Origin of the sequence: Anabaena sphaerica FACHB-251 (genome assembly GCF_014696825.1) — a bacterium.
Classification (GTDB): Bacteria; Cyanobacteriota; Cyanobacteriia; order Cyanobacteriales; family Nostocaceae; genus RDYJ01.
The window spans coordinates 145,631-169,660 of the sequence record NZ_JACJQU010000003.1 but is presented as its reverse complement, the minus strand read 5'-3'; the positions used below and the strand labels follow the sequence as shown (position 1 = coordinate 169,660).

17 protein-coding genes are annotated in these 24,030 nt (G+C 38.4%); 11 read left to right on the top strand and 6 right to left on the bottom strand.

Features of this window, described 5'->3' with window-relative positions:
- Positions 1–80 precede the first annotated feature (80 nt).
- Entirely contained in the window at positions 81–7,028 is a 6,948-nt protein-coding gene (locus H6G06_RS07775; protein WP_190558747.1) for a type I polyketide synthase, read from the bottom strand.
- A gap of 1,170 nt (positions 7,029–8,198) precedes the next feature.
- Between H6G06_RS07775 and H6G06_RS07770 the strand changes: the two genes are divergently transcribed.
- The 5 genes from H6G06_RS07770 to H6G06_RS07750 all read left to right on the top strand — a co-directional run bounded on the left by H6G06_RS07770 (position 8,199) and on the right by H6G06_RS07750 (position 12,534).
- Complete coding sequence (locus H6G06_RS07770; protein WP_190558745.1) at positions 8,199–8,522, top strand: hypothetical protein; 324 nt, start codon at positions 8,199–8,201, stop codon at positions 8,520–8,522.
- Positions 8,523–8,807: 285 nt separating this feature from the next.
- A complete protein-coding gene (locus H6G06_RS07765) occupies positions 8,808–10,007 on the top strand; it encodes an ABC exporter membrane fusion protein (RefSeq protein WP_190558743.1) in 1,200 nt (399 codons plus the stop codon).
- A 302-nt stretch (positions 10,008–10,309) separates the two neighbouring features.
- A complete protein-coding gene (devC, locus tag H6G06_RS07760) occupies positions 10,310–11,482 on the top strand; it encodes an ABC transporter permease DevC (protein ID WP_190558741.1) in 1,173 nt (390 codons plus the stop codon).
- 156 nt (positions 11,483–11,638) lie between these two features.
- Positions 11,639–12,331, top strand: a complete 693-nt coding sequence (locus H6G06_RS07755; RefSeq protein WP_190558739.1) for a DevA family ABC transporter ATP-binding protein — start codon at positions 11,639–11,641, stop codon at positions 12,329–12,331.
- 47 nt (positions 12,332–12,378) lie between these two features.
- The gene (locus tag H6G06_RS07750; protein ID WP_190558737.1) at positions 12,379–12,534 is read left to right on the top strand and encodes a hypothetical protein; all 156 of its coding nucleotides are present in this window, start codon (positions 12,379–12,381) and stop codon (positions 12,532–12,534) included.
- Positions 12,535–12,621: 87 nt separating this feature from the next.
- On the opposite strand, the gene H6G06_RS07745 is transcribed toward H6G06_RS07750, so the two are convergent.
- Positions 12,622–14,745, bottom strand: a complete 2,124-nt coding sequence (locus H6G06_RS07745) for an acylase (RefSeq protein WP_190559144.1) — start codon at positions 14,743–14,745, stop codon at positions 12,622–12,624.
- 172 nt (positions 14,746–14,917) lie between these two features.
- On the opposite strand from H6G06_RS07745, the gene H6G06_RS07740 reads away from it, so the two are divergent.
- Positions 14,918–15,166, top strand: a complete 249-nt coding sequence (locus tag H6G06_RS07740) for a hypothetical protein (RefSeq protein ID WP_190558735.1) — start codon at positions 14,918–14,920, stop codon at positions 15,164–15,166.
- Here H6G06_RS07740 and H6G06_RS07735 read toward each other — a convergent pair.
- The gene (locus tag H6G06_RS07735; RefSeq protein WP_190558733.1) at positions 15,149–16,708 is read right to left on the bottom strand and encodes an energy transducer TonB; all 1,560 of its coding nucleotides are present in this window, start codon (positions 16,706–16,708) and stop codon (positions 15,149–15,151) included. The two genes, H6G06_RS07740 and H6G06_RS07735, sit on opposite strands and share 18 nt — an antisense overlap.
- A 297-nt stretch (positions 16,709–17,005) precedes the next feature.
- Here H6G06_RS07735 and H6G06_RS07730 point away from each other — a divergent pair, with 297 nt between their 5' ends.
- The 5 genes from H6G06_RS07730 (at position 17,006) to H6G06_RS07710 (ending at position 20,985) form a co-directional block, all read left to right on the top strand.
- On the top strand, positions 17,006–17,659 hold the full coding sequence (locus tag H6G06_RS07730; protein WP_190558731.1) for a MotA/TolQ/ExbB proton channel family protein: 654 nt from the start codon (positions 17,006–17,008) through the stop codon (positions 17,657–17,659).
- Positions 17,643–18,041, top strand: coding sequence for an ExbD/TolR family protein (locus tag H6G06_RS07725; protein WP_190558729.1), 399 nt, complete (start codon positions 17,643–17,645; stop codon positions 18,039–18,041). Before H6G06_RS07730 ends, H6G06_RS07725 begins: the two co-directional genes overlap by 17 nt.
- A gap of 25 nt (positions 18,042–18,066) precedes the next feature.
- Positions 18,067–19,080: a FecCD family ABC transporter permease gene (locus H6G06_RS07720; protein ID WP_190558727.1), complete on the top strand. Its 1,014-nt coding sequence runs from the start codon at positions 18,067–18,069 to the stop codon at positions 19,078–19,080.
- Positions 19,077–20,117: a FecCD family ABC transporter permease gene (locus H6G06_RS07715; protein WP_190558725.1), complete on the top strand. Its 1,041-nt coding sequence runs from the start codon at positions 19,077–19,079 to the stop codon at positions 20,115–20,117. Before H6G06_RS07720 ends, H6G06_RS07715 begins: the two co-directional genes overlap by 4 nt.
- Positions 20,118–20,193: 76 nt before the next feature.
- Positions 20,194–20,985 (top strand): ABC transporter ATP-binding protein, encoded by a 792-nt coding sequence (locus H6G06_RS07710; RefSeq protein ID WP_190558723.1) that lies wholly within the window; start codon positions 20,194–20,196, stop codon positions 20,983–20,985.
- A 176-nt stretch (positions 20,986–21,161) separates the two neighbouring features.
- Here the strand turns inward: H6G06_RS07710 and H6G06_RS07705 are convergent, their stop codons facing one another.
- The 3 genes from H6G06_RS07705 to H6G06_RS07695 all read right to left on the bottom strand — a co-directional run bounded on the left by H6G06_RS07705 (position 21,162) and on the right by H6G06_RS07695 (position 24,012).
- Positions 21,162–21,371 (bottom strand): hypothetical protein, encoded by a 210-nt coding sequence (locus H6G06_RS07705; RefSeq protein ID WP_190558722.1) that lies wholly within the window; start codon positions 21,369–21,371, stop codon positions 21,162–21,164.
- Between the two features lie 325 nt (positions 21,372–21,696).
- A complete protein-coding gene (locus H6G06_RS07700) occupies positions 21,697–22,503 on the bottom strand; it encodes a cupin-like domain-containing protein (protein WP_190558719.1) in 807 nt (268 codons plus the stop codon).
- Between the two features lie 84 nt (positions 22,504–22,587).
- Positions 22,588–24,012, bottom strand: a complete 1,425-nt coding sequence (locus tag H6G06_RS07695; RefSeq protein ID WP_190558717.1) for an aspartate aminotransferase family protein — start codon at positions 24,010–24,012, stop codon at positions 22,588–22,590.
- Positions 24,013–24,030 lie beyond the last annotated feature (18 nt).

Sequence of the window (24,030 nt, the reverse complement as noted above, 5' to 3'; positions counted from 1 at the left end):
AGTGATATTTTTATGTGAACCTTGCAGAGAGTTAGAAGGGGGAAATATACATTAGCTGTCTGCATCTCTGCGTGAGGTATCTATCCTATTTGCTTGGGTAAAATAGTTCCTTTCGCGCCAATCATGCGGTTATAAATTTGTCCTTGTTTATTGTGGGTGATGACATCAGCAACTACAGTTGATTCTGTCTTGGATTTGACTTCACAAGTAATATAAAATGTTTCACCAAAAGGAACAGGTGTAAATTGTTCAAAGTTTTGAATTTCTGAGGGTAAGCAACCTATTTGATGAAAGTGCTGTGTCCAAATCCAGAGGGAATGAATCTGCACATCTGCTATATAGGGGTTGAATGTCTGAACTGGAAATTGTCCCTGTTGCTGTGCTGTAGGTTGTGGTAAGTTACATTCGATGGTGAGTTTACCAGGACTGGCGTTTAAGACTGATTTTACCCCTTGAAAGATAGTTCCGTGAAATAAGCTACCTCCCCCAGTTTGATAAAGTAATTGATTTGTAGGGAGGAATTGCTCATCCTGATTTAAGTTCAGCAATTCATAGTTAGGAATAGAGGGAAGTTCACGTTTCAAAATCAGATTTGTACTGAAATGATATCTGATTTTACCTTCGGGATTGATACTGCTAATTTTAGCAGCAAATTGTATTTCTTTGTTTTCAATTTTAGCAAGTTCTTGGATTTCTAGAATATATTCACTTGCTAAAGTTTCATCAAAAACGATTCCTTTCAAGACTTTGAAGTTGGGACAATTACAGGCTTTAAAACCGGGATATAGTTGTTCGCAAGCGTTGGTCATCCATAAGAGTCCACAAGTAGCGGGAAGAACGGGACGACCTGCTATTACATGATCGTGTAAAAATGGATTGGATTCTAATGTTAATTGGCGTTTGATGTGATAGGTTTTTAAGTCACTGGGTAAGGTAGGAGGAATATAAATTAATGGGCTACCAATTACTACTTGTTCTGTGTCTGACTTGGTATTTGCCAGTTCATTAACTAACATTTGTGTGCCGATTTCTATGGGTATGGTTTCAATTCCTCTTTCTGCAAAGGCTTTCTTTAATTCTGGTGATACCATACCACTATCCCAGGGACCCCAGTTAATAGCAACAACATGACAATGGGGGTGGTTATGTTTGATGAGATGGGCTGATTTGTTGAGGATTTCGTTAGCGATCGCATAATCTGATTGTCCCACATTTCCATAAAATCCCACCACTGAAGAAAACAATACTAAATATTGCAGTTGGCTTGGTGGTACACAGTGCAGCAGATTTTCTAAACCTTGAATTTTGGCAGCATAAACTGTTTCAAAATCCTGAATTGTTTTTTTCTCAATCCGTTTATCAGCCAAGTTACCAGCACCGTGAATAATTCCAGTGATCGCCCCTAAACGTTCAATTACAGGTGTAAGTTTTTCTGCTAATAAAACGCTATCTGTCACATCTACACTCAGATATTCAGCTTTTCCTCCTGCTTTCTCAATTGCTTTCAATGTATTTTGAATTTCTCGCTGAGAGGAAATCATCTGATATTTTTTCTGTACCATTATGGGGGTTGGTTTTTCTCCTTTAGCTAGAAAATCCTCCATAATTTGCTGTTTCAATTCAGCTTCATTTTCATAACCTTCAGCCCATACAGGTTCTGGTTCTGTACTAGAACGACCTAAAAGAATGAATTTACATTGATATTCTTGGGCTAATTTAATCACACATTGGGAAGTTATTCCTTTTGCACCACCACTGACTAAAAATACTGCATTGGTATCAATGTTAGTGGCTTGTTCGCCCCTGATTAAGGTGGGAATCAAAGGTTCTGCAACTAAAGTAAATCTGCCTTTGTTGCTATATCCTACTTCTGTAACTAATAAATTGGGGTCTTGAAGTTCAGCAAGGATGTATTTTACCGATGTTTCTGCATCTAAATCTGGACTTATATCAAGGGAACGACAAAATACAGATTCCCATTCTTGATTTAAACTTTTGGTCAGTCCAAAGAGTCCCCCACTAATAGGACTAAAATTATTTGTCTTTCCGAGTGCAAATTCCCCATCTAATCGGGCAACACTTAAGAAACAACTACGTCCTTTTGTTGCTGCGTGATTGAGTGGTTCTTTGAGATGTTTGGCAATTAAAAAGACATGACGAAGAATAGCTTTGTCTGTTTCAGAACTACCACTGAATACAGGATGTAGATGAATGAAAGTAGCTACAGAACCAAAATTATCAGCAATATCGGTTAACTGTTGTTGTAAACTCTCTTCACTCCAATCATTTAATCTTACCCGATTAATTTCTACAGGTAGATTTGATTGCACAGAAGGGAAACTTAAAACTACAGTTTTGCAACCTCTGCCTGTTAAAGTGTTAACTAATTTCTGGGTAGTTTTTAACCCATCATCAGTGATTAAAATAATGTGATTTTCAGGAATGGTGAAATCTAAAATATCAGGTGGGGGCAGTTGTTTTAATTTTGCCGGACTACGAAGAATATTGTGATGAAATTGCTGTTCTTTAACATTCGGCTTTTCTTGCGTCAGCAACTTAGTTACACCCTCAGCCTGATTTTGCATATACTCGGCAATTTGTCCCAGTGTACGCAATTGTCCTAATTCTTCTGGGTTCGGTTTGGGTAAGTCAGGGTAAAGTTCTAGCAGTCCTCCTAAAATTTCTACCCGTTTGATAGAATCAATTCCCAAATCTGCTTCAATATCCATTGATAGTTCTAACATCTCTGTTGGATAACCAGTTTTATCACTAACAATGGTGAGAAGAATGTTACTCAAATCTGCGGTAATTGTTATTGGTTTTTCTGTTTCTACTACCTGTGTGATTTCATTTCCAGTAGATTTGTCTAACCCATCTTCGCTGGAGGGAATGAAAATTGCTGTGTCAGCTTTTGTATCACTAACATGGGTTTGAGGTTCCAGAAATTGTGGTTCATGTTCAACAGTTTCGTGAGGAACTTCCACTAACATTTGTGCGGTGACAATTTTTGTTTCTGGAGTCTCTACTTTTTGATTTAGCAACTCTAGAACTAGAGTTTTTATATACTCGGCAATTTGTCCCAGTGTCCGCAATTGTCCTAATTCTTCTGGGTTCGGTTTGGGTAAGTCGGGGTAAAGTTCTAGTAGTCCTCCTAAAATTTCTACCCGTTTGATCGAGTCAATTCCCAAATCTGCCTCAATATCCATTGACAGGTCTAACATTTCTACTGGATAACCTGTTTTATCACTGACAATATTGAGTAGAGTTTGGCTAAGGGCGGAGGTATCAATATTAATTGGAGTTGTGGGAATGGCAGTGATAGTATTTGGATTTTCTTCTAACTTCTTCTCTTGTATGGAAGGGTAAATATTAGCCCCATTCCCGTTAACACTGGTTACAAATTCTTCTTTGTTTTCATTTCCCGGCAGCAGGTGCTGAGGAAGAGGTTTAGAAGGGGGTTGCGTTTGATTTCTATCATCAGAAAACTGCAAAAAATCATAATGTTGTTGCAGTAATTGAAAGTAATTATTGGCGTAGTCTTGTTGGTAGTTGAGATATTTTTCATGAATGCGAATAGTTTCAGCTTGATGGTCATGAAGCCGCATCATGCTACGTTCAGAACTAGAAATTGCTAGTTGTTGTGTTTGCGCTTGATATTCATTTACTTCGCCATTTGCCAACAACGAATACTGGTGCTGCATTAATTCATAAAATGTCTTTGTGTACTCTGTTTGATTTCGCAGAGATTGTTCATGAACGTGTGTAATATCACTTTGTTGACGAGTAAATTCGGCTAAAGATTGTTCTAAGCTGTCAATAACTCTGTCGTAATGGGGAAGTTGAATTTCTACTTTTTCTACTTCTTCTAATTTGCCATTATTGTGATTATTCACTGCCTTACCATGACTGCATTCTTCTGCTAACATCTCCTGGTTTGCGGTAAGGGAAACTTTTGCACTTGCAAAAGCTGGTTGTGGTTCTGGTTGGTGTTCTTTAACTACTTCCAGTTGCGGAGGTTGGGGAGAAGTAGCCCCGACGATGTGACCATTTTCTAAGGCTTGTGCAAATGCTTTTTGTGATTTGTCGGTGATATTGCTACAATTCAAACGCACATTCAAAACCTTCTTTTTATCAACTTCGGGTATTTTAGTGACAATTTGGTAGGGGTCTAGATTTTGCAAAGGTACACCAGCAACCCGCAACTGTATTACTGCTTCTCGTAATACCAAATCGCTATCTTTGCGATAATTCCCATTTAAAGCTACAGCTATATGCGGTTTTTCACCCAAAATCTCTTTCACTAAGTTAGTGAGAACGTTTTTAGGACCAAACTCAATAAAGCAATAACCACCAGCCCCATATATGTTCTCAATTTCCTGTTGAAACAGCACCTGATTTAACAAATGTTGCTTGAGAATTTTTTGAATTTCTCCGGGTTCATGGGGGTACAATTCCCCTGTGACATTGGTATAAACGGGAATCTGCGCCTGATTAAAAGTTACCTTTTCAATTGCTTGGGCAAAAGGTTTTTGTGCATGGGCTACTAATGGTGTATGAAAAGCTGCGGAAACTCCTAATAAAAATGTAGAAAATCCCTTTTCTTGCAAAACATCTTGCACTTTGGTAATTTCTGCTTTCTTGCCAGCTAATACTACCTGATGCTGAGAATTCCAATTAGCAACAGCAATTTGAGGAAAATCTTTAATTAATTCCGATACTTGACGAACATCACCTTTAACTGCTAACATTCCCCCAGCATCAATTTCTGTGGGTGTGGCCATTGCTTGTCCCCTAGCTTTGACCAAAAAGAAATAATCTTCTTCACTTAAAACACCCGCAGCCCATAAAGCTGTCAGTTCTCCAAAACTATGACCGGCAACAAAATCAGCTTTAAACCCAGCTTGTTGTAATATCTTGTACAACCCTGCACTAAATGCGCCAATTGCAGGTTGTGCATATTCTGTTTTTTGCAGTGTTTCTAGCTGCTTTTGTTTGTGTTCTGCATCAAAAACTGGGGGCGGAAACACTACTTCAGATACAGAGTTTAACCCATCTTTACAGAACAAAGTATCTATGTGAGTATAGGTTTGACGCAAGCTAGGAAAGTTAACTACCAATTCCCGCGCCATTTCCAAATATTGCGAACCTTGCCCGGAAAATAATGCTACTATTTTTCCTGTAGTTTCTATCCCTTTTTGGCGGTAATAAATTCCTTTGGGATGTTCCCAAGATGCGGATGTTGGTTTATTTTTGATTAAGTCAATAATGACTTGCAAAAATTCTACCGCTTGTGTTAAAGATGCTGCTACAAATCCAACTCTGGCATGGTTGACGGGAATTTCTACTTTTTCACACTCTGCAATTAGTTGTTGATAATGCCGTTCTTGATCTTCTGATTGCAATTGTCGCTGGATATCTTCACAGCGAGATAATAATTCTTGAGTTGTGGGTGCAGATAATAGGATTGATTTTGCAGAATTGTGTAAACGATACGAGTGATCATGTTCATGTTCATATTCCTCCAAAACAACATGATAATTTGTGCCTCCAAAACCAAATGCACTTACCCCGGCGCGTCTAGGCTGGTTACTAATCCAAGGTCTAGTTTCTGTATTTAAATAAAATGGGGAATTCTCAATATTCAGTTTTGGATGTGGTTTAGTAACGTTAATTGTGGGTGGTAATACTTTGTGATGCAATGCCAAAGCTGTTTTGATTAAACTTGCTGCACCTGCGGCGGCTTTGGTGTGTCCAATTTGTGATTTAACTGTTCCCAAAGCAATGTATTGTTGTTTGGAATTGTTTTCACTAAATACCTCTTTGATAGAAGTGAATTCTGTGGGATCTCCTACCATTGTTCCTGTGCCATGTGCTTCAATTAAACCCACAGTTTCTGGTGAAAATCCGGCATTTTCATAAGCACGACGTAGGGCTTTAACTTGTCCTTCGGAACGGGGGGCGTAAATGCTTTTATACTTGCCATCGCTGGAACTACCGATACCTTTAATGACTGCATAGATGCGATCGCCATCTCTGACTGCATCTTCTAGGCGCTTGAGTACCACCATCCCCACGCCTTCACCTAACATCATGCCATCAGAATCTGCATCGAAAGGTTTAACTTTCTCACCAGGAGAAACCGCAGGAGTTTTACTGAAACACATATAGGCGAAAATCGAATTATCAGTGTCAACTCCGCCAGTTATCATCATGTCGGCACGATGTTCAACTAATTCGCTAATTGCCATTTTCAATGCACCCAAGGAACTGGCACAAGCTGCATCAACTACGCAATTCATCCCTCCCAAATCGAGCCGGTTGGCAATACGTCCAGAAATCACATTAGCTAACATTCCAGGGAAGGCGTTTTCTTCCCACTGCACGTATGCACTTTTGAGTTTTTCAATCACTTTCTGGGTGTCTTCATCTGATAAACCGCTGTTTTTCAGAACTTTTTCCCAAACTGGATATTGCAACCTTGCACCTAATGGTACTGCTAGTTGTCTACCAATTGCTACACCTAATATTACCCCAGTTTTTTCCCTGTTAAACTGTCGAGATTCGGTATAACCAGCATCTTCCATCGCCGCTTTCGCAACTACTAAACCCAATAACTGGGAAACATCTGTCACCTCTAAAATATTCGGAGGTAAACCAAATTCCATCGGATTAAAATCTATATCTGGGATGAATCCGCCCCGTTTGCAGTAAGTTTTATCCGGTGCTTTGGGGTCACGATCATAGTAATCCTCTATACTCCAACGTGAAGGGGGAACCTCAGTAATACAATCTACTTTCTGAACAATTTTTTCCCAATATTCCTGTAAATTTTTTGATTGGGGAAATATAGAAGCCATGCCAATAATTGCAACATTAGTTTGCTGCAATTGGGTATTAATTTTACTAATTAAATTTGTGTTCTCTGGCATATTTTTTTTCACATTGATAAGTTTGAGCAGAGCCTTTTCACAGTTGCTCACTTCATCTTGCAATTGTGCTAACGCAGCTTCAAATTTGGCAACAGCCATGACGATATCTTCACTATTTTGCTCGTGCAATGTCAAACGGCTAATGAAGTTGTTATCCCTGTGAATCAAGTCAATTAAAATTAAATAACTAGAGATAACAATCTTCTCTGTGTAAATAAATTATTGATGGCTCAATTAAATTTAGTAAAATGCTTTGCTCGGCGGCTCAAGCTGGGATAGCTTCATGGAGAAAACTTAATCCCTTCCCCTGTAACTTCATGAGATTGCCGCTCATTTATGTTTATCTTAAACTGGTGTCAAATCTTTTGCAACTCCTATGCAACTTAGATGCAACTTAATTAAGTTGTGTGAAATCTAAGCTTTCTTGAGGCAGAACGGTGAGATATTTGCTTATCCAATTACTATCAATAATTAGCTGATATTTTTCACGTAATTACAAAAGTTGCATATAAATTGCATATCCTTTATTCAGGAGATAGATACCCAAATCCTCAAAGAAATCGAGGATCTGGGCATTACTTTTTGTGCAGTAGTTAACGATGAAAGCGATTTGGATATTTTTATATTTTTTTGAGGCTAAGATATATAAATTAAGGGAGGTAAGAACAAAGAGTTAGATTCAACTTGTTATTGATGACAGTAATTTTTACAAATTGGCAATTTTTGCATCTATCCCAATGTATATTTTTCTGTCAACTGCCTACATTCATCAAATCTGGAAAAAAATCATGCTCTCGATCAATAACAAGATTTCTAGATTCTCTAATAAGTCTATAATCTGAGATTTTGTGTAAAGTTAATAACGAGTAACTATATCCAAGGAATGATAACAAGAGTATTTAGAACAAGTAATCTGCTGATTTTATGCGAGTAAGTAACAAATGATAATAAGCTCTATTGATGAATTTTGAATCTGTTAACCTGCTACCAAATTTATCTATACAGATTTGTTGCATAGGGGTTGAAATTGAGCATTAATCAGTTTATTGTGTGTGATTGAATGATGTAAATGTAAATCCATGCTGTTCGTTTAGCGTAGTTGGTAGATACAGAATTAGGTAGATAAAATATATAAATTCACCTTATTAATTCATCGGTCTATCCACTCTTAACCGCACAGTATCGCAGCAAAATTTCATGCAATTTAACCGGATTGTGTGCAAGGTTCTGCAAGATGGTAATTACAAGAAACTATAAGGGCTTGCTGGCATGAGACTATCTGAATTAGATCCACTCATACCGCTAAATGAGTTGAGAGAAGAACTGCTCAAATTACCAAAAGGCTACTCATTTTATGAAGACGAATTGGTAGAATTTCTATCACGACGCAGATGGCCTGAGAGCGATCGCCGAATTGATAGAACAACTTTCTGGCGGTGGCGCAACGACAACGGAATTGAACATCAAAAAGTATTCAGTCGCTTGGATATCCTCAAATTGTGTCAAATTTGTGATCATTATCGGGTGGATGGAACTCGCAATGAATACTTAGCGATTATGAAAAAGAAAAAAGAAGTGATGCTCAACAAATAACCATGCACTTTACTGGGGCAGAAAATACTAAATAGCTCTACTCACAGCCGATATAGCGAAGGAATTGATGGATATATATATCCATCTTCCTAGCTCTATCCCTGCAAAATTTACCAAATATTTAGAACCAGAAATAATCGAACTAAACTCAAATAAGTCGCACCAACGTTATCAGGGAATGCTATCAAGTGTACTGCTCTGTCTCTTTTATAGAGATAGAAGCTTCTTTCAACCCCATGAGGGGAAAAAAGCGACGTGCTAATTGCTAATTTAAAAGGCATAATTATGGTACACAAAGAAAAGCAGTCATTCACAAAACCTGTGGGTTGGTTGTCGATAACTTTGGCAATTACTACATTTGTAGCTACTGGTGTAGTAACTCTCTACAGCCTTTCACGGTTTCAGTCGAAATCAAAATCAAATGTTCCAGTTCCTATCAGCACTTCTACTCCTACAGTGACTGCTGTTGCTGCCTTAGGACGTTTAGAACCTCAAGGAGAAATTATTCGTTTGTCTGCTCCAGGTTCCCAAGGGGGGGGTGTGAGAGTAGCCAAACTTTTGGTAAATAAAGGTGATAAGGTTCGTCAAGGACAAGTAGTAGCAATTCTTGATAGTTACGCTCCTAATCTTGCAGCTTTAGAAAAAGCTAAACGACAGGTACAAGTTGCCCAAGCTAGTCTCAAACGAGTAGAAGCCGGAGCAAAACAAGGTGATATTTATGCTCAAAAAGCCACAATTGCTCGTTTAGAAGCTGAGTTGCGTGGAGAAACTTCTGCTCAAAAAGCGACAATTGCTCGCTTAGAAGCTGAATTAAATAATGCAGAAACAGAAAATCAGCGATATCAGAAATTATATCAAGATGGTGCTATTTCGGCTTCTGATGCAGACACTAAACGCTTGCGAAGGGATACTGTACAACAACAACTAAATGAAGCCAAAGCTTCCTTAAATCGGACTGTAGAAACTCTGCAAAAACAGTTAAATGAAGGACAAGCTAGACTTAATAGTATTGCTGAAGTTCGCCCCACGGATGTGCAAGCCGCGCAAGCTGATGTTGAAAGTGCAAAAGCATCAGTTAAACAAGCTCAAGCAGAGCTAGATTTAAGTTCTATCCGTTCACCTATAGATGGTCAAGTCTTAAAAATTAATGCTTGGCCAGGAGAAATAATTGGTAGTAATGGCATAGCTCAATTAGGTCGCACTCAACAGATGTATGTAGTCGCAGAAGTCTACGAAACTGATATTAAAAGAGTGCGTTTAGGTCAGTCAGTTGAAATTAGTGGTGACGCTTTTACAGAAAAAATCCAGGGAACAGTTACAGATATTGGTTTACAAGTTGGTAAACAGAATATCTTTAATAATAATCCCGGTGCTGATACAGACAACAAAATAGTAGATGTCAAAATTCGCATTGATAAGCCAACAGATAACCAACGAGTTGCAGCTTTGACTAATTTACAGGTGCAAGTACTTATAAAAATATAAGTATTTAAATTTTAGAGGGAACAGGGAACGGGCAACAGGGAACAGAAAAAACTCATGTTTAAAAACATGAAATTGAAATAATGACACTGTTTTTTTTCGTTGCTCGTCATCTCAAAAAACATCTTTTTGTTTGACTAAGCTTTAAACTCAGCAACTTTTGTTTCTTATCTGTTCCCTGTTCCTTTTTTTGTAAAAGTTCGCAAAAATCAGCCCTAAATTTAGCAGGGTAGGGTTTAGGGTTAATTAGATGAAGCACGTAAATAATTCAGTCACTTTAATCTAGACTTGCAGAGGTTTCAAACATGATTTTGAATATCCCTCTAGCTTGGCTACAACTAGCCAAACAAAGAGCGCGCTTTTTTGTGGCTTTAGCTGGAATTGCTTTTGTTGCTATTTTGATGTTTATGCAAATTGGCTTTCAAGACGCTTTGTATGCTAGTGCTACACAATTGCATAAAAATCTCCAAGGAGACTTGTTTTTAATTAGCGCCCAATATAAATCTTTGACTTCTAATCAAAGTTTTTCCCGCAGTCGTTTATACCAAACATTAGGTTTTGCGGGTGTTGAATCAGTTGATCCTTTATATGTACAGTTTGCTAAGTTAAAAAATCCCATTACTGGGCGCAAGTATCCTATATATGTACTAGGATTTGACCCAGTAAAATCAATCTTTAAATTACCCGAAGTTGAAAAAGATTTTAAGTTACTCCAAATACCTGATCAAGTTTTTTTTGACCGTGCTTCTCGTCCAGAGTTTGGACCTATTGCTGAATATTATCAGCAAAATAAACCTGTGAGTATGGAAATATTTAGTTATGTGGGTTTAGTCGGTTACAAAGTTAAAGTTAGTGGCTTATTTAGTCTAGGTCCTTCCTTCGGTTTTGACGGCAATTTAATTGTTAGTTCTTCCACTTTTATCCGCATATTTGAAGGGCGTGATGCTGACAAAATAGATATAGGCTTAATTCACCTCAAACCTGGTGCTAATCCAAAAAAACTTTTGGCAAATTTATCAGCTAAGTTACCCAAAGATGTCATGATCATGACCCGCAAAGAATTTATTGATTTTGAAAAAAATTATTGGACTTTAAGAACACCAATTGGCTTTGTATTTAACTTGATGGTGATCATGGGTTTTGTGGTTGGCGTAATTGTTGTCTATCAAATTCTTTATAGTAATATATCTACGCATTTGGTAGAATTCGCCACACTCAAAGCCATGGGTTTTAAAAATAAGTATCTCTTGCGCGTCGTTTTTAAACAAGCTCTAATTTTAGCAGTATTGGGTTATATTCCCGGTTTTGCTATATCACTAGGACTTTATGATATTGCCAAAAATGCGACTAATTTACCAATTACTATGGATATTAGCAAAGCATTGATAGTGCTATTTTCGGCAATTTTGATGTGTTTAATTTCTGGATTTTTATCTACAAATAAATTACGTAAGTTAGATCCAGCAGAAATTTTTTAACCACTAAAGTAATCCCGTTTGATTACGGAAAATACCTGTGTAGGCAGTCAAAAAGCAAGAGACAAGAGGATTTTAGAAAATTAAGGTGTACCGATTTTTGTAAGCGCACAGCGCAGGCTACGCCAACAAAAATCAAATAGGAATCCTATATATAATATGATGAAATCAAACGCAATTTTAGAAATTAGTAATCTCAATCAATACTTTGGTACAACCAAATTAAAAGACCAGATTTTATTTGATATTCATTTGACAATTAGTTCTGGTGAAATTATCATCATGACTGGTCCTTCTGGTTCAGGAAAAACGACTTTATTAACTCTGATTGGTGCTTTACGTTCTGTTCAAGAGGGGAGTCTGAAATTTATCGGACAGGAATTATGTGGAGCAAAAAATGATAAATTAGTAAAAGTACGTCGCCAAATTGGTTATATTTTTCAAGCTCATAATTTACTAGATTTTTTAACAGCTAGGCAGAATGTACAAATGTCATTGGAATTACAAGAAAATATTTCCGAATGGGAAGCCCGGATGCAATCAGAAGCGATGCTCCATGCTGTGAAATTAGGCGATCGCATTAATTATTATCCATCTGATCTATCTGGAGGACAAAAACAACGGGTTGCTATTGCTCGTGCTTTAGTTAGTCATCCTAAATTAGTCTTAGCTGATGAACCGACCGCAGCTTTAGATAGTAAATCTGGTCGAGATGTTGTCAACTTGATGCAAGAATTAGCAAAGGAGCAGAATTGCGCTATTTTAATTGTCACTCATGATAACCGAATTTTAGATATTGCTGACCGGATAATTCACATGGAAGATGGTAAGTTAATCAAACAAGTTTCATAATCATGTAAGAATTCAGGAGCCATATCATCAATTTATTTTTTCTGGCAATGGCGCGAGCGATCGCTCGCGCCATTGCCTTGGAAACATATTTAGTTCAAATGCACTATAAATTTCCTGCTCAAGTTTTGGGTGGGTGCGCTTATATTTTATATTTGATGTACATCAATTGCCGTAAAGGTTTGAAGTTTCGCACCGGTAACTAGTCTAAACTCCAGTTTTAAGGATTTGAGCTTAAGTTGACACTAATTAGTATTGCTAAACCCCTACTGAATTATTGGATTTTTACCCCATCAAAAGACTTTTCTTTCTTCTAAATGAGCCTCAATTTCCTGTTTGGTTCGCCACACTGGACGCAACTTTTTCTCAGAGAATAGTGGCAATTGGTCGCCAAGATGAGACGAACCTGGTTGAGTTGCATTTCCGTAGCTGGTAAGAGCCATTGCGCGGACTGGTTGAGAAAATTCCACTGCTGCAACAAAGGAGTCACCACCCACAGCTTGAAAACGTCCCTCTGTTTCTGGGGCAAAATTAACAACTCGAAAAATTCCCAAATATCCATCACCACCGTTGCTTGGTAAATCTATTTTTCCAGCACGCAGACGAAAAACTTTTCCCCAATTAACATCTAAGCTGCCATATTTTTTTTCTACTTCAGTTGCTACTGTTTCTAATAATTCAACCGCAGCTTTAGGGTTAGCTAAACCATCAGGTGTAGTGCGTGGTTGGCTTTCACTCCAAGGTTGACTAAAGGCTTTATCAAAATCTAATTTATCTGCCCAAGCAGTAAATAAAACCGCACCCCTACTATCTGCATCCGCTTGTCTATCCCATTTGGCTAAGACATCAGCGGCTCGTTTTGCTAATTCGTTACCATATTTTCGGGCTGCGGGAATTAAATCATCAAGAATTCGGTCTGCTAATTCCATGCGCGTAGAATGCTTGTAGGTAATCATTTCCTCAAAGGAAATACTTTCATCCTCAGCTAACATTCTGGCAGAACGTTGGGGGCGGAAATACATTGGACCCCGTGGTGCTATATAAGCTGGATAGTTATCTGCTTTGATAGCGGTGGGAAAAGTAGTTGTCCAAGGTGCATCATTAGCATTTTGTAACCAACCACTGGGCGGATCAATTACTTTTGGTAAATCTTGATAAGGGTGAAATTTAGTCCACAATGTTTTGGATGTGTCTCCAGGAATAATGCCTTCCCAATATTTAAAATCTCCCTCTTTCCGCACGGGAACTAGACCGTTAAACAGGTGCATGATATGTCCTTCTCGGTCGGCATACATGATGGTAAACATGGGCAGTTGCAACCGTTGTACTACTTTTTGAAAGGCGGTGAGATTTTTCGCGGTTGCCATATCCCACCACTGTTCTAATATGCCAGCACTATCTTGACCAACAACCCGTAGCGCCACGACTTTACCATTTTTATCGCTGATTACAGGCCCGTGAATTGAGTTTTTAACTGACAATATTTGCTCTCGTAAAGAGCCATTTGCTTGTTTGACTTTTAGTGAAAAGGTTGTTTTTTCAAAGGGGCGAACTTTGTTATCGAAAAGATAACCATCTTTTTGTAATTTCAGTTCGTATGCATCCCAGCCATCATGAGTGTTAACGGTGTGAGTCCAACCTAAATTATCATTGAAGGCGATCGCTAAAACGGGAATACCTACGAGTGTTGCCCCATAAGCATCAATATCTGGTGCGGTAATTTGTGCTTCATACCATAAAAATAAATCTCCCCAAGGCAAGTGAGGATTTGCCAACAACATTGCTTTATTATTAGCAGAACGTTTGGGTGCGATCGCCCAACCATTAGAACCAGGAGCAGACTTTGTATCATTAATATCTGCCAATCTTCCTGGATCAACGACAAACGTATACAGCAGTACCCTTTGCAGGTGACTGAGTACATCCTGCGGTGTAACGGGTAGCACCACTTTTACTTGCTCATCAATTAAATCAGGATGTTCTTTAGCATAGGCATTAATCCCAGCCGCAAAAGCATCTAAATAACTGCGAAACCCAGAATTTTGTGCTTCATACCAAGCATTGGCTCGTTTAGGTACATCCATTGTCAGTACCCACTTGTCCGATTCTAAATACTTCTCTCCCCAATATTCAGCCGCCCTTCCTCGTGCTTGTCCATAGAGACGTAAAAGCAAGTTACCGTGACTTTGCATCTGCGCCCAACCAAATGCTTTAAAAGCACTCTGATGGCTATTACCGTAAATATGCGGAATGCCGTAAGTATCCCAAAGAATTTCTGTTGATTTGGGAATTGAACTAAAACTTTGACTGCTCACCACCAAAGTAAAGATGATACCAAGTAAAAAAGGTAAAAATCTTCGTGCTTTTTGTCGCCAGTCTAGAGAATAATCAAATTTTGTTTTTGCAGCAATAAACATTGTATTCATTTGTAATAAAATTCATAGACTTCTTTAGGTATAACTTGTACAGATGCAGGAATATCACGCAATGGTGCATCTATTTTTGCTGCGGTTGTCGCTTCGGGAATAAAGTAACCGCTATTTTTTTCACCTGTGACTATTAAATTTAATCAAAAACATCAGATGACAGATGCTTTATCCAAGCAAAGCTAGACAAAATTTTGATGGTATATCTATAAAAATGTTGCGAGTTCTAAAATTATTTAACAGACAACAAAATTGTTTTTTTAATCATTATTTTTTATCTCTACTAAGCGTTTTGATATTTGGTTATTCTTTGCCGACGATGGCATCAGAAGAAAAGTCTAATGTCGGTAACGAATTAGAACTATTACAAACCGAAATTACACAAAATGACCCTCTAATTACTTTCACCTGATTGTGATGGTTGCTGATTTTGCTCTGAAGATGCAGGTTGTTCCAAACGTCGCCGCCGTCTGGTAGGTTTAGGACTACTTTCATTATTGGTACTAACTGAGGAAGCTGGGGTTATTTGCCGTCTTCGTCTTCTTTTTCTTGTTTCTCCTGAAGAAGATGAAGTTGCAGCTTGATCTGTTCTTCTTCTTCTTCTGATAGCTTCTCCCAAACGCTGTCCTTTTGTTGCTGATGAAGTGGAAGTAGATTCTGTTGATGCTGCTATATTTCTTCTGCGGCGAATTCTTCTGGTTTCTGTATTCGATTCTCTAGGAATATTTTCACTAACGGATGTTACCAATCTTCTGCTGCGTCTGGGTTTTTCACTCACAGAGTTACTCGCATTGTTAGTAGATGCACTATTTCTTTGTTCTGTTTCTCTTTGTTTCTTGCGTTCTTGCAGTTGGCGATGTCGTTGAGAACCTGCGATCGCATATTCAGTACCAATACTAACACCTTGTCTACCCCCTGACGTGGGTTTGAGTTTCCATTTTTGCGCTCGTTCTAAATGTTCTGCATCTAATTTCTCGTTACCGCTGGATCTCAACAACCGCACCTTAGTAACATTACCATTATCATCCGTATCAACAGCTACTTCAACTCTGCCTTCTACTCCTCTTCTCCTCGCCCAATCTGGATAATTTGTATTACACTCCCGACAAGCAGCGCGGCCATTACCAGATTTACTTTCTATTTTGGGAGTTGTTGGTGCTGTTGCAATGTTTGAACCACTGCCGCTACCGCTGCCACTGCCGCTACCACTGCCGCTACCGCTACCACTACCGCTGCCACTGCCACTACCGCTGCCGCCAGCACCATTACCAAGAATCCCTGATGAGTTTGATGTTACAGTACCATTTCCACCCGCAGTACCTTGAGAGGGTTGTGAAACTTCTTGATTTGCTCGATTATCTCTAATTCCTGCCAGCAACCTGCTTAAATTGGCGCTGGGTTGTGAAAATGCTGGTACCGTCGTGCTATCTCTAGATGACGTTTGACTAAGTATATTTTGGGGTTCAGGTGCTTGAGACTGAGGTTCTAATTTCTTTTCCGAAACAGGTTCTTTAGGTATAGAAGGTAAAGGTTTGAGAGGTTCTATTTTCGGGAATGGAACAACAAGAGATGGTTTAGTAGCTACTACCTTGTTTTGTTGTGGTTGCGGTTTTAATTCGGGTGTAGAAGAACTGTTGTTGATACTCAATACACCAGCGCCACCACCACCACCACCAGGTTGACTATTTGAAGCGGTCAAAATCTGAGTTTTTTCAGCAACATCAGGTTGTGGCTGTTCAGGTTCTTCTATTGGTTTTATTTCTTCTGGTGGAGTTTCAACAAAAGTGATTTCTACAGGCTCTTCTTCCGGGACTTTTGTGAGTAGACTACCAATACCAGAAGCCAGCAACCCAATATGTATAGCCAAAGAGCCAATCAAGCTATAAGTCAAAAAGGTTGTCAGTGTCTTTAATTCTTTTTCTCGTTGCTCTATGGCTGTGCTGGAAAAACTCATATTTATTGCTACCTAGTTTATTGCTACCAATTTTCAGTAACTTTGGCAGAGTAACAGAAATCATATACAAATGTCAATCAATAATTTTGAGTTTTTATATTTGCGGCTTTTAGCCAAAATCTCTTGCTAGACAACAATTACAGCGATTTTCATCCCCACCTAAAACTTATCCTGACTCTAGGATGTAGCAAAAGATTGACATATATTCTCATTTGCTCTAATTTAAGTTGAGAACTTATATCAGCTATACTTGCTGAACTCGTTAGGAAATTTCATCGAAAGGCTTGAAAATCGGACATGGATATCAAAAATCTGTTTACAGCAGGTGGTGTGGTGATGTGGCCGCTGCTACTGTCTTCTGTATTGGCGGTAGGGCTAATTGTTGAACGGATCAAGTTTTGGGTAACAATCAGTACCCGTCAGCAACGGGTAGTCAGAAATGTGTTGAATCTCTATCGTCAAGACAATGTGGTAAGTACAATTGATACACTCCGCAAAAATGCAGATTTACCTATTGCCAGGATTTTTTTGACGGCTTTAGAGTTAGAAGAACCAAATCCAGAAGAATTTCGCTTGGCGTTGGAGAGTGAAGCCCAAGCAGAAATACCGTTATTTAAACGATTTAATACAATTTTTGACACAATTATTGCCCTTGCACCCTTGTTAGGGTTATTGGGTACTGTATTGGGATTAATTGGTTCTTTCGCTTCTCTCAATATTGGTGATGTTGGGGGAACTAAAGCGGCGGGTGTAACTAGCGGTATTAGTGAGGCGTTGGTTTCTACCGCTACAGGTTTAATTGTGGCAATTTTTACCTTAGTTTTTGCTAATACTTTCCGGGGATTTTATCAAAGGCAAATTGCTTTGATTCAAGAATATGGTGGTCATTTAGAATTGCTATACCGTCGTCGCTACGAACGAGGAGAAAAAACCTATGCGTCTACAAGATGAACCGGAAATACCAGCACAGATTAACATTGTGCCGATGATTGATGTGATCTTTGCGATTTTGACCTTTTTTATCATGTCAACATTGTATTTAACTCGTTCTGAGGGTTTACCAGTTAATTTACCTCAAGCTGCTACGGGAAAAACAGATCGTCCTGCCCAGGTAACATTAACTATTAATAATACTGGCAAGATATTTTTGAATAAAGAAGCTGTTAGTTTAGAGCAATTAGCAGCCCAGGTGAGAGAAAAAGTAGAACCATCAAAGCAATTAATGGTAATCCTTAATGCAGATGAAGCCGTTAATCACGGACAAGTAGTAGCAGTGATGGATAAAGTGCGACAGGTGGAAGGAGTGAAATTAGGTATAGCTACACGCAAATAGTTAAGGTGAATCAATTCATATTTTCATGATCCCTAATATTTTGATCAAATCGGCTGCTAAACCTGTATTCAGCTTAGTTGCGTGTTTATTGTTGCTGCTTATTTGTTTAGTATCTAGTGTCACATTGGGAGCAGCAGAAATACCAATAGATAAGATCCTGACATCCTTTGTCAGCTTTGACGGTTCATATCAACACTTAGTTATTCAAACAGTCAGATTACCGCGATCGCTCATTGCTATTTTAGTCGGTGCAGCCCTAGCAGTATCTGGAGCCTTAATGCAAGGTTTAACACGCAATCCCCTAGCAGATCCCGGTATTCTGGGTATCGAATCCGGTGCAGCACTCACCGTAGTTGTCACAATTTTTGTGTTTGGTAGTACATCAGTTACTACTTTGACAATAGCGGCCTTTTTGGGTGCGGGAGTCACAGCGATTTTAGTCTACTTCCTGGGTTCACTGGGAAAGGGAGGCGCTACCCCGCTGAATATCACAGTAGCAGGTGCAGCACTGACAGCTTTAATTTCTTCCCTCACCACTGCCATTTTAATCATCAGTCAACGCACATTAGAAGAAATTAGATTTTGGTTAGCTGGTTCATTAGCTGGTAGAGATACCCCTGTCCTATTTTCCGCACTACCGTTTGTCATCATCGGTTTATTAATGGCCTTTGCTTTGGGTAGACAAATTACTACCATGAGTCTAGGTGACGATGTAGCCAAAGGTTTAGGTCAAAAAACAGCCTGGATCAAAATTATTACCGCCGTCAGCGTAGTTTTACTAGCCGGAAGTTCAGTAGCCCTTGCTGGTCCCATCGGTTTTATTGGTTTAGTCGTTCCTCACGTTGTCCGATTTTTCATTAAAACCGATTATCGCTGGATTTTACATTATTCCGCCGTTGTGGGGGCAACTTTACTGTTAATAGCAGATATTACCGCCCGTGTCATCCTCAAACCCCAGGAATTACCTGTAGGTGTGATGACTGCACTGGTGGGCGCTCCCTTTTTTGTTTATCTGGCTAAATCAAAGGTGAAAAAATGAAGGTTGATTGGTTGGTGATTCGTTCCTCTGCAATATCTTTTCGTATAGACAGGCGTGTACCAATAATGCTGTTATTTTTACTAGCAGTGATTGGGGTAGCGATGGTGATAAATGTGGGTAGAGGTGAATATCCTATCTCTCCCCTAGATATTATTAAAACTCTATTGGGTGTAAATACGGGAAACCCTGATCATTTATTCGTTATTAATACCCTGCGTCTACCTCGTACCGTTGTGGCTTTTATGGTGGGAATGGCGCTGGCCATTTCTGGTACTATCTTTCAAGGTTTAACACGCAATCCCTTGGCTGACCCTGGTATTATTGGGATCAATTCTGGGGCAAGTTTGGCAGCAGTTACAGTTATTGTCTTATTTCCTTCCGCACCTATTTATACCTTACCTTTTTCAGCCTTTTGCGGTGCTTTGTTAATGGCGGCTTTAATTTATTGGCTGGCTTGGAATAATGGCAGTTCGCCGATTTTATTAATTTTAATGGGTGTGGGTTTATCTGCGATCGCTAGTGCCTTCACCAGTTTAATGATTACCTTCGGTGACATTTACAGTGTCAATGATGCTTTAGTGTGGTTAGCGGGTAGCGTTTACGGACGTACTTGGGAACAGGTATTTTCTTTTTTACCTTGGTTGATTATTCTTGTACCGATGGCGTTGACATTAGCCAGACATTTGAACGCTTTAAATTTAGGAGATGATGTAGCGAGAAGTTTAGGTAGTCGCGTGGAATGGCAGCGTAGTTTACTGCTGTTGGTAGCAGTAGCTTTAGCAGGTGCATCAGTAGCGACTGCGGGAATGATCGGTTTTGTCGGTTTAATCTCACCCCATTTAGGCAGACAGTTAGTAGGTTCAAATCATCAAGGTTTGATTCCTACTTCAGCACTGTTAGGGGGAATGATTGTTGTCGTTGCAGACTTATTAGGAAGAACTTTATTTGCACCTATTGAAATTCCCTGTGGCGTTGTTACTGCTGCTGTTGGCGCTCCTTCTTTTCTGTATTTGTTAATTCGTAATCGAAAAAAGTAGGTGACAGGTGACACTGAAGAGAGCATAGAAGATAGCGAATAGATTATTATTTATTACCAATTACCAATTACCAATTATGAAAGGATTATCAACGAAAAATTTATCTTTAGCTTATGATGGTGCAACCATTATTTGGGATTTAAATTTAGCGATTCCTGCGGGAAAAATTAGTGCTTTAGTTGGTGCTAATGGTTGCGGAAAATCTACTTTATTAAGAGGTTTGGCTCGATTGCTTAAACCTCGTGGTGGTGCTGTATATCTGGATGGAGAATCTATTTTTCAACTTTCCACAAAAGAAGTAGCCCAACAATTGGGAATTTTACCTCAAAGTCCCGTAGCACCAGAAGGTTTAACAGTCAGAGATTTAGTAGCCCAAGGACGTTATCCTTATCAAAATTGGTTGCAGCAATGGTCCCAGAAAGATGAAAAAATTGTTCAACAGGCGTTAGAAATTACGGATTTACTCAAGTTATCTGAACGGGCATTAGATACTTTATCCGGTGGACAAAGACAACGCGCTTGGATTGCTATGGCACTAGCTCAAGATACGGATATTTTACTATTAGATGAACCGACTACTTTTTTAGATTTGGCACATCAAATAGAAGTTTTAGATTTGTTGTATGAGTTGAACCAATTTCAGGACAGAACTATTGTCATGGTGTTACATGATTTAAATCAAGCTTGTCGTTATGCTGATTATTTAGTAGCAGTTAAAGAAGGCAGAATTTTTACTGCTGGAGAACCACAAGAAATCATGAATGAGGAAATGGTAAAAGAGGTGTTTGGGTTAGATTGTCGTGTTGTTGCTGACCCAGTTGTAGGAACACCAATGTGTATACCAATAGGACGTAAGGGTAAAGGTTGAGGGGCGACAAAGGAGCTAAAAAGGTTGTTGTATAAGCATCACAGCCCTCAGCCCCTGCTGATAAAATGGCAGCTTATTGCGATAGCTTGCGTGGCGTAGCCATACCAACGCCATCATTTCCAAGACCAATTCTTGACACTCATTTATAGAAACTATCCAACTAGAACCATACAAACCTATCCAAAAATCACTATGTCTTCTTCTAGTTCTTTGATTTTCACAAGAACGACAAACATAAGATTGTTGTCTTTGAGATTGAGTTTTTTACCTTGTAACCATGCAGAAGTCATTGCCAAAGCAATCAATAAAATTATCCGGACAAGTCTATCAGGAGAAGCTTGAAAACCTTCTAAATTATAACCCCCAGTTTTACAATCTTTAAACATAGCTTCAATCCCAAACCGTTAACCATATATTTTGGTAGTTGTTGATATATCTGTGAGATTAGTTGATAAATACCAAGGTTCTAGTTCTTGCTTACCGCAATACTTTCGTTTCCAATAAACGGCTAAATTACAACGACCAAAACCTTTCTCCTGTGTGAGATGAACATTTTCATAAAATCTCCGACCTCCAGGATAAATGGGAATTGAGCTTAGAGGTTGAAATGAGTGTCTTTTTTCTCAGAATGTGGTGTCCTTTTTTTGTCTGAAGATATACTTCAACCCCTGACTATGTAATCATTTCCTTTAATTGTTGGTTGTTTATATTTTACGAAACAACATTAGCCATATTTCCGCTTAAAACAGGATGTTGTTCCCAAATTTCACATATTTTATGAGTATAAACCCACATATTAACGTTGATAGATGGTGTAATTGACCGTGCTTGATGCCACCAAAAAGCAGGAATAAAAAGTATATCTCCTGGAGCAAGTACAGCTTCTAATCCAGTAACATCATCAAATAATGGATATTTTGATAAATTTGGCTTTTGGGGGTCTATAGGACTTGACCATAATTCATCATCCATCTTTGTAGCATATAATTTTTGATACTCTTCTGGGGCAAACAATAAAAATGTTTTTTCACCAAATATCTGTGCATTAAGATTATGATAATTGTCGTTGTGAATAGTTGATTTTTGATTAGCTCCTCCAATCCAGAGACGTAAATCATTACCAGTATTGTCTGGAAAATAATTAGGAAATTCAAAATCCGGTCTGATTTTGTCAAGATGGGCTTTAGCTATAGGCGAATCAAAGGGAATATTACCTAAATATAACCGTTTATGACCATCTTGAGTTTCCGACAAAATACTGTCTATATAATCGGCTATAGAAATTAGTTTCTTTTCTGCCAAACCACCAAAAAATACCTCTATTTCATCATCACTTGCTCTTAAAGGAGCAATTACATCTCCAAACATGGATTTAAATGTCTCTGGTGTCCACTGTTCACAAGCTTTCCACTCATTAGCAACTCCAGTGAGAATCACTGGTTTGTCTGGAATGACAAACTTATTACAAAATTCTGTTATTGATGGTTGATTAATCCGTTCAATAGGCGTTATTTTCATGATTTTTGTATCCTTAAATAATCGTTTTTTCTGTCACATTCATCAAGTTTTACACAAAAGTTTTACACAAGATTATTTTGCCAATTACAATAATTCTCCTGAAGCCAATTCACTGATACTATCCTTAACACCTTGAATGATGTAATTAATATCTTCATCGGTATGAGCAGTAGATAAAAAACCGCTGCTACCTCTACTCAAGATACCTTTATGAATTAAATGATAGTTTAATAAACTTAAACCTATTCTTGAATCCGTATTGGAATTTGCTGACACTCCAGAACTAGCAGGACCAAATAAAGAACCAAAATGTGTCATTTTGATAGGTAAACCGGCAACGGCAAAATAATCATTTAAAGTTTTTACAAACTCTGCTGTTCTTTGATTCAATTTTGTTTGCAACTGAGAACCTTGAAATTGCATATACTTGAGTACAGCTTTTGCTGCTGCCAAAGATAAAGGATGTTTACAATATGTACCTGCAAAAAATGTTGTTTCTACCTGGGGAAAAGAAGAATCTCCATAGTTCCACATACCGCCATCAATTTTATCCATATAAACAGCTTTACCAGCAATCACACTAATTGGCATTCCTCCACCGACAATTTTTCCGTAAGTAGCTATATCTGCCTGAACACCAAACCATGCTTGCGCTCCACCTGGATGAATTCTAAACCCAGTAATCATTTCATCGAAAATCAAAACTATACCTAACTCTGTGGTTAATTGCCGCAATTGATGCAGAAATTCTTTTGGTTGTAAATCGAGACAACCATCTTGTACAGGTTCAACTAAAACAGCAGCTAATTCTTGTCCATGAGCTTTGATTACTTCCAATGATTGAGGATTTCCATAATCCAAAATCAACACATCTTCAACAATACTTTTTGGAACTCCACAACTTAAAGGAACTGTTTGCAATTTTCCATCTAATTCTTGCAACTTTACTAAAGTTCCATCAGAATGACCATGATATGAACCAGAAAAGATGGCTATTTTATAACGCTTTGTTGCGGCTCTAGCAATACGAACTGCTGTCATTACTGCTTCTGTGCCTGTATTACTAAAAGTTACTCTTTCCATTCCTGTCAGGTCGGAGATTAACTCCGCAACTTCACCAGCTAATTCTGTTTGTGGTCCAATTTGAATACCTTGTTCTAGTTGTTCAAGTAAAGCTTGTTTAATAAAAGATGGGTTATGTCCAAAGAGATTGATACCCAATCCCATAACCAAATCTATATATTCATTACCGTCAACATCCCAAATTCTTGAACCTAAAGATTTTTGCGCGACAATGGGATAACAAAGCTCTTTCAATGGCAAACTAAACCCATAGGGATTGCGGCTATCAGCTAAAGTAGCTCGATAGTATTGTGTAATTTGTTTTGATGTTTTTGTCCTAGTATTATAATTGTTAATGAATTGAGACAAGTAATTTTCTGGTGTATTTTGAGGTACAATTTCGGTAGGATATAAGGTTTGTTGTAAGCTAAAGAATTTTTTCTTCATGATAGTTTTCAGGATGTG

Coding starts and splice junctions, on each gene's coding strand:
- H6G06_RS07765 (WP_190558743.1), top strand. CDS start 8,808: ATGGTACACAAAGAAAAGCAGTCATTCACAAAACCTGTGGGTTGGTTG.
- H6G06_RS07705 (WP_190558722.1), bottom strand. CDS start 21,371: ATGTTTAAAGATTGTAAAACTGGGGGTTATAATTTAGAAGGTTTTCAA.
- H6G06_RS07745 (WP_190559144.1), bottom strand. CDS start 14,745: ATGTTTATTGCTGCAAAAACAAAATTTGATTATTCTCTAGACTGGCGA.
- H6G06_RS07735 (WP_190558733.1), bottom strand. CDS start 16,708: ATGAGTTTTTCCAGCACAGCCATAGAGCAACGAGAAAAAGAATTAAAG.
- H6G06_RS07715 (WP_190558725.1), top strand. CDS start 19,077: ATGAAGGTTGATTGGTTGGTGATTCGTTCCTCTGCAATATCTTTTCGT.
- devC (WP_190558741.1), top strand. CDS start 10,310: ATGATTTTGAATATCCCTCTAGCTTGGCTACAACTAGCCAAACAAAGA.
- H6G06_RS07770 (WP_190558745.1), top strand. CDS start 8,199: ATGAGACTATCTGAATTAGATCCACTCATACCGCTAAATGAGTTGAGA.
- H6G06_RS07775 (WP_190558747.1), bottom strand. CDS start 7,028: ATGGCTGTTGCCAAATTTGAAGCTGCGTTAGCACAATTGCAAGATGAA.
- H6G06_RS07700 (WP_190558719.1), bottom strand. CDS start 22,503: ATGAAAATAACGCCTATTGAACGGATTAATCAACCATCAATAACAGAA.
- H6G06_RS07710 (WP_190558723.1), top strand. CDS start 20,194: ATGAAAGGATTATCAACGAAAAATTTATCTTTAGCTTATGATGGTGCA.
- H6G06_RS07720 (WP_190558727.1), top strand. CDS start 18,067: ATGATCCCTAATATTTTGATCAAATCGGCTGCTAAACCTGTATTCAGC.
- H6G06_RS07740 (WP_190558735.1), top strand. CDS start 14,918: ATGCTTTATCCAAGCAAAGCTAGACAAAATTTTGATGGTATATCTATA.
- H6G06_RS07755 (WP_190558739.1), top strand. CDS start 11,639: ATGATGAAATCAAACGCAATTTTAGAAATTAGTAATCTCAATCAATAC.
- H6G06_RS07750 (WP_190558737.1), top strand. CDS start 12,379: ATGGCGCGAGCGATCGCTCGCGCCATTGCCTTGGAAACATATTTAGTT.
- H6G06_RS07695 (WP_190558717.1), bottom strand. CDS start 24,012: ATGAAGAAAAAATTCTTTAGCTTACAACAAACCTTATATCCTACCGAA.
- H6G06_RS07730 (WP_190558731.1), top strand. CDS start 17,006: ATGGATATCAAAAATCTGTTTACAGCAGGTGGTGTGGTGATGTGGCCG.
- H6G06_RS07725 (WP_190558729.1), top strand. CDS start 17,643: ATGCGTCTACAAGATGAACCGGAAATACCAGCACAGATTAACATTGTG.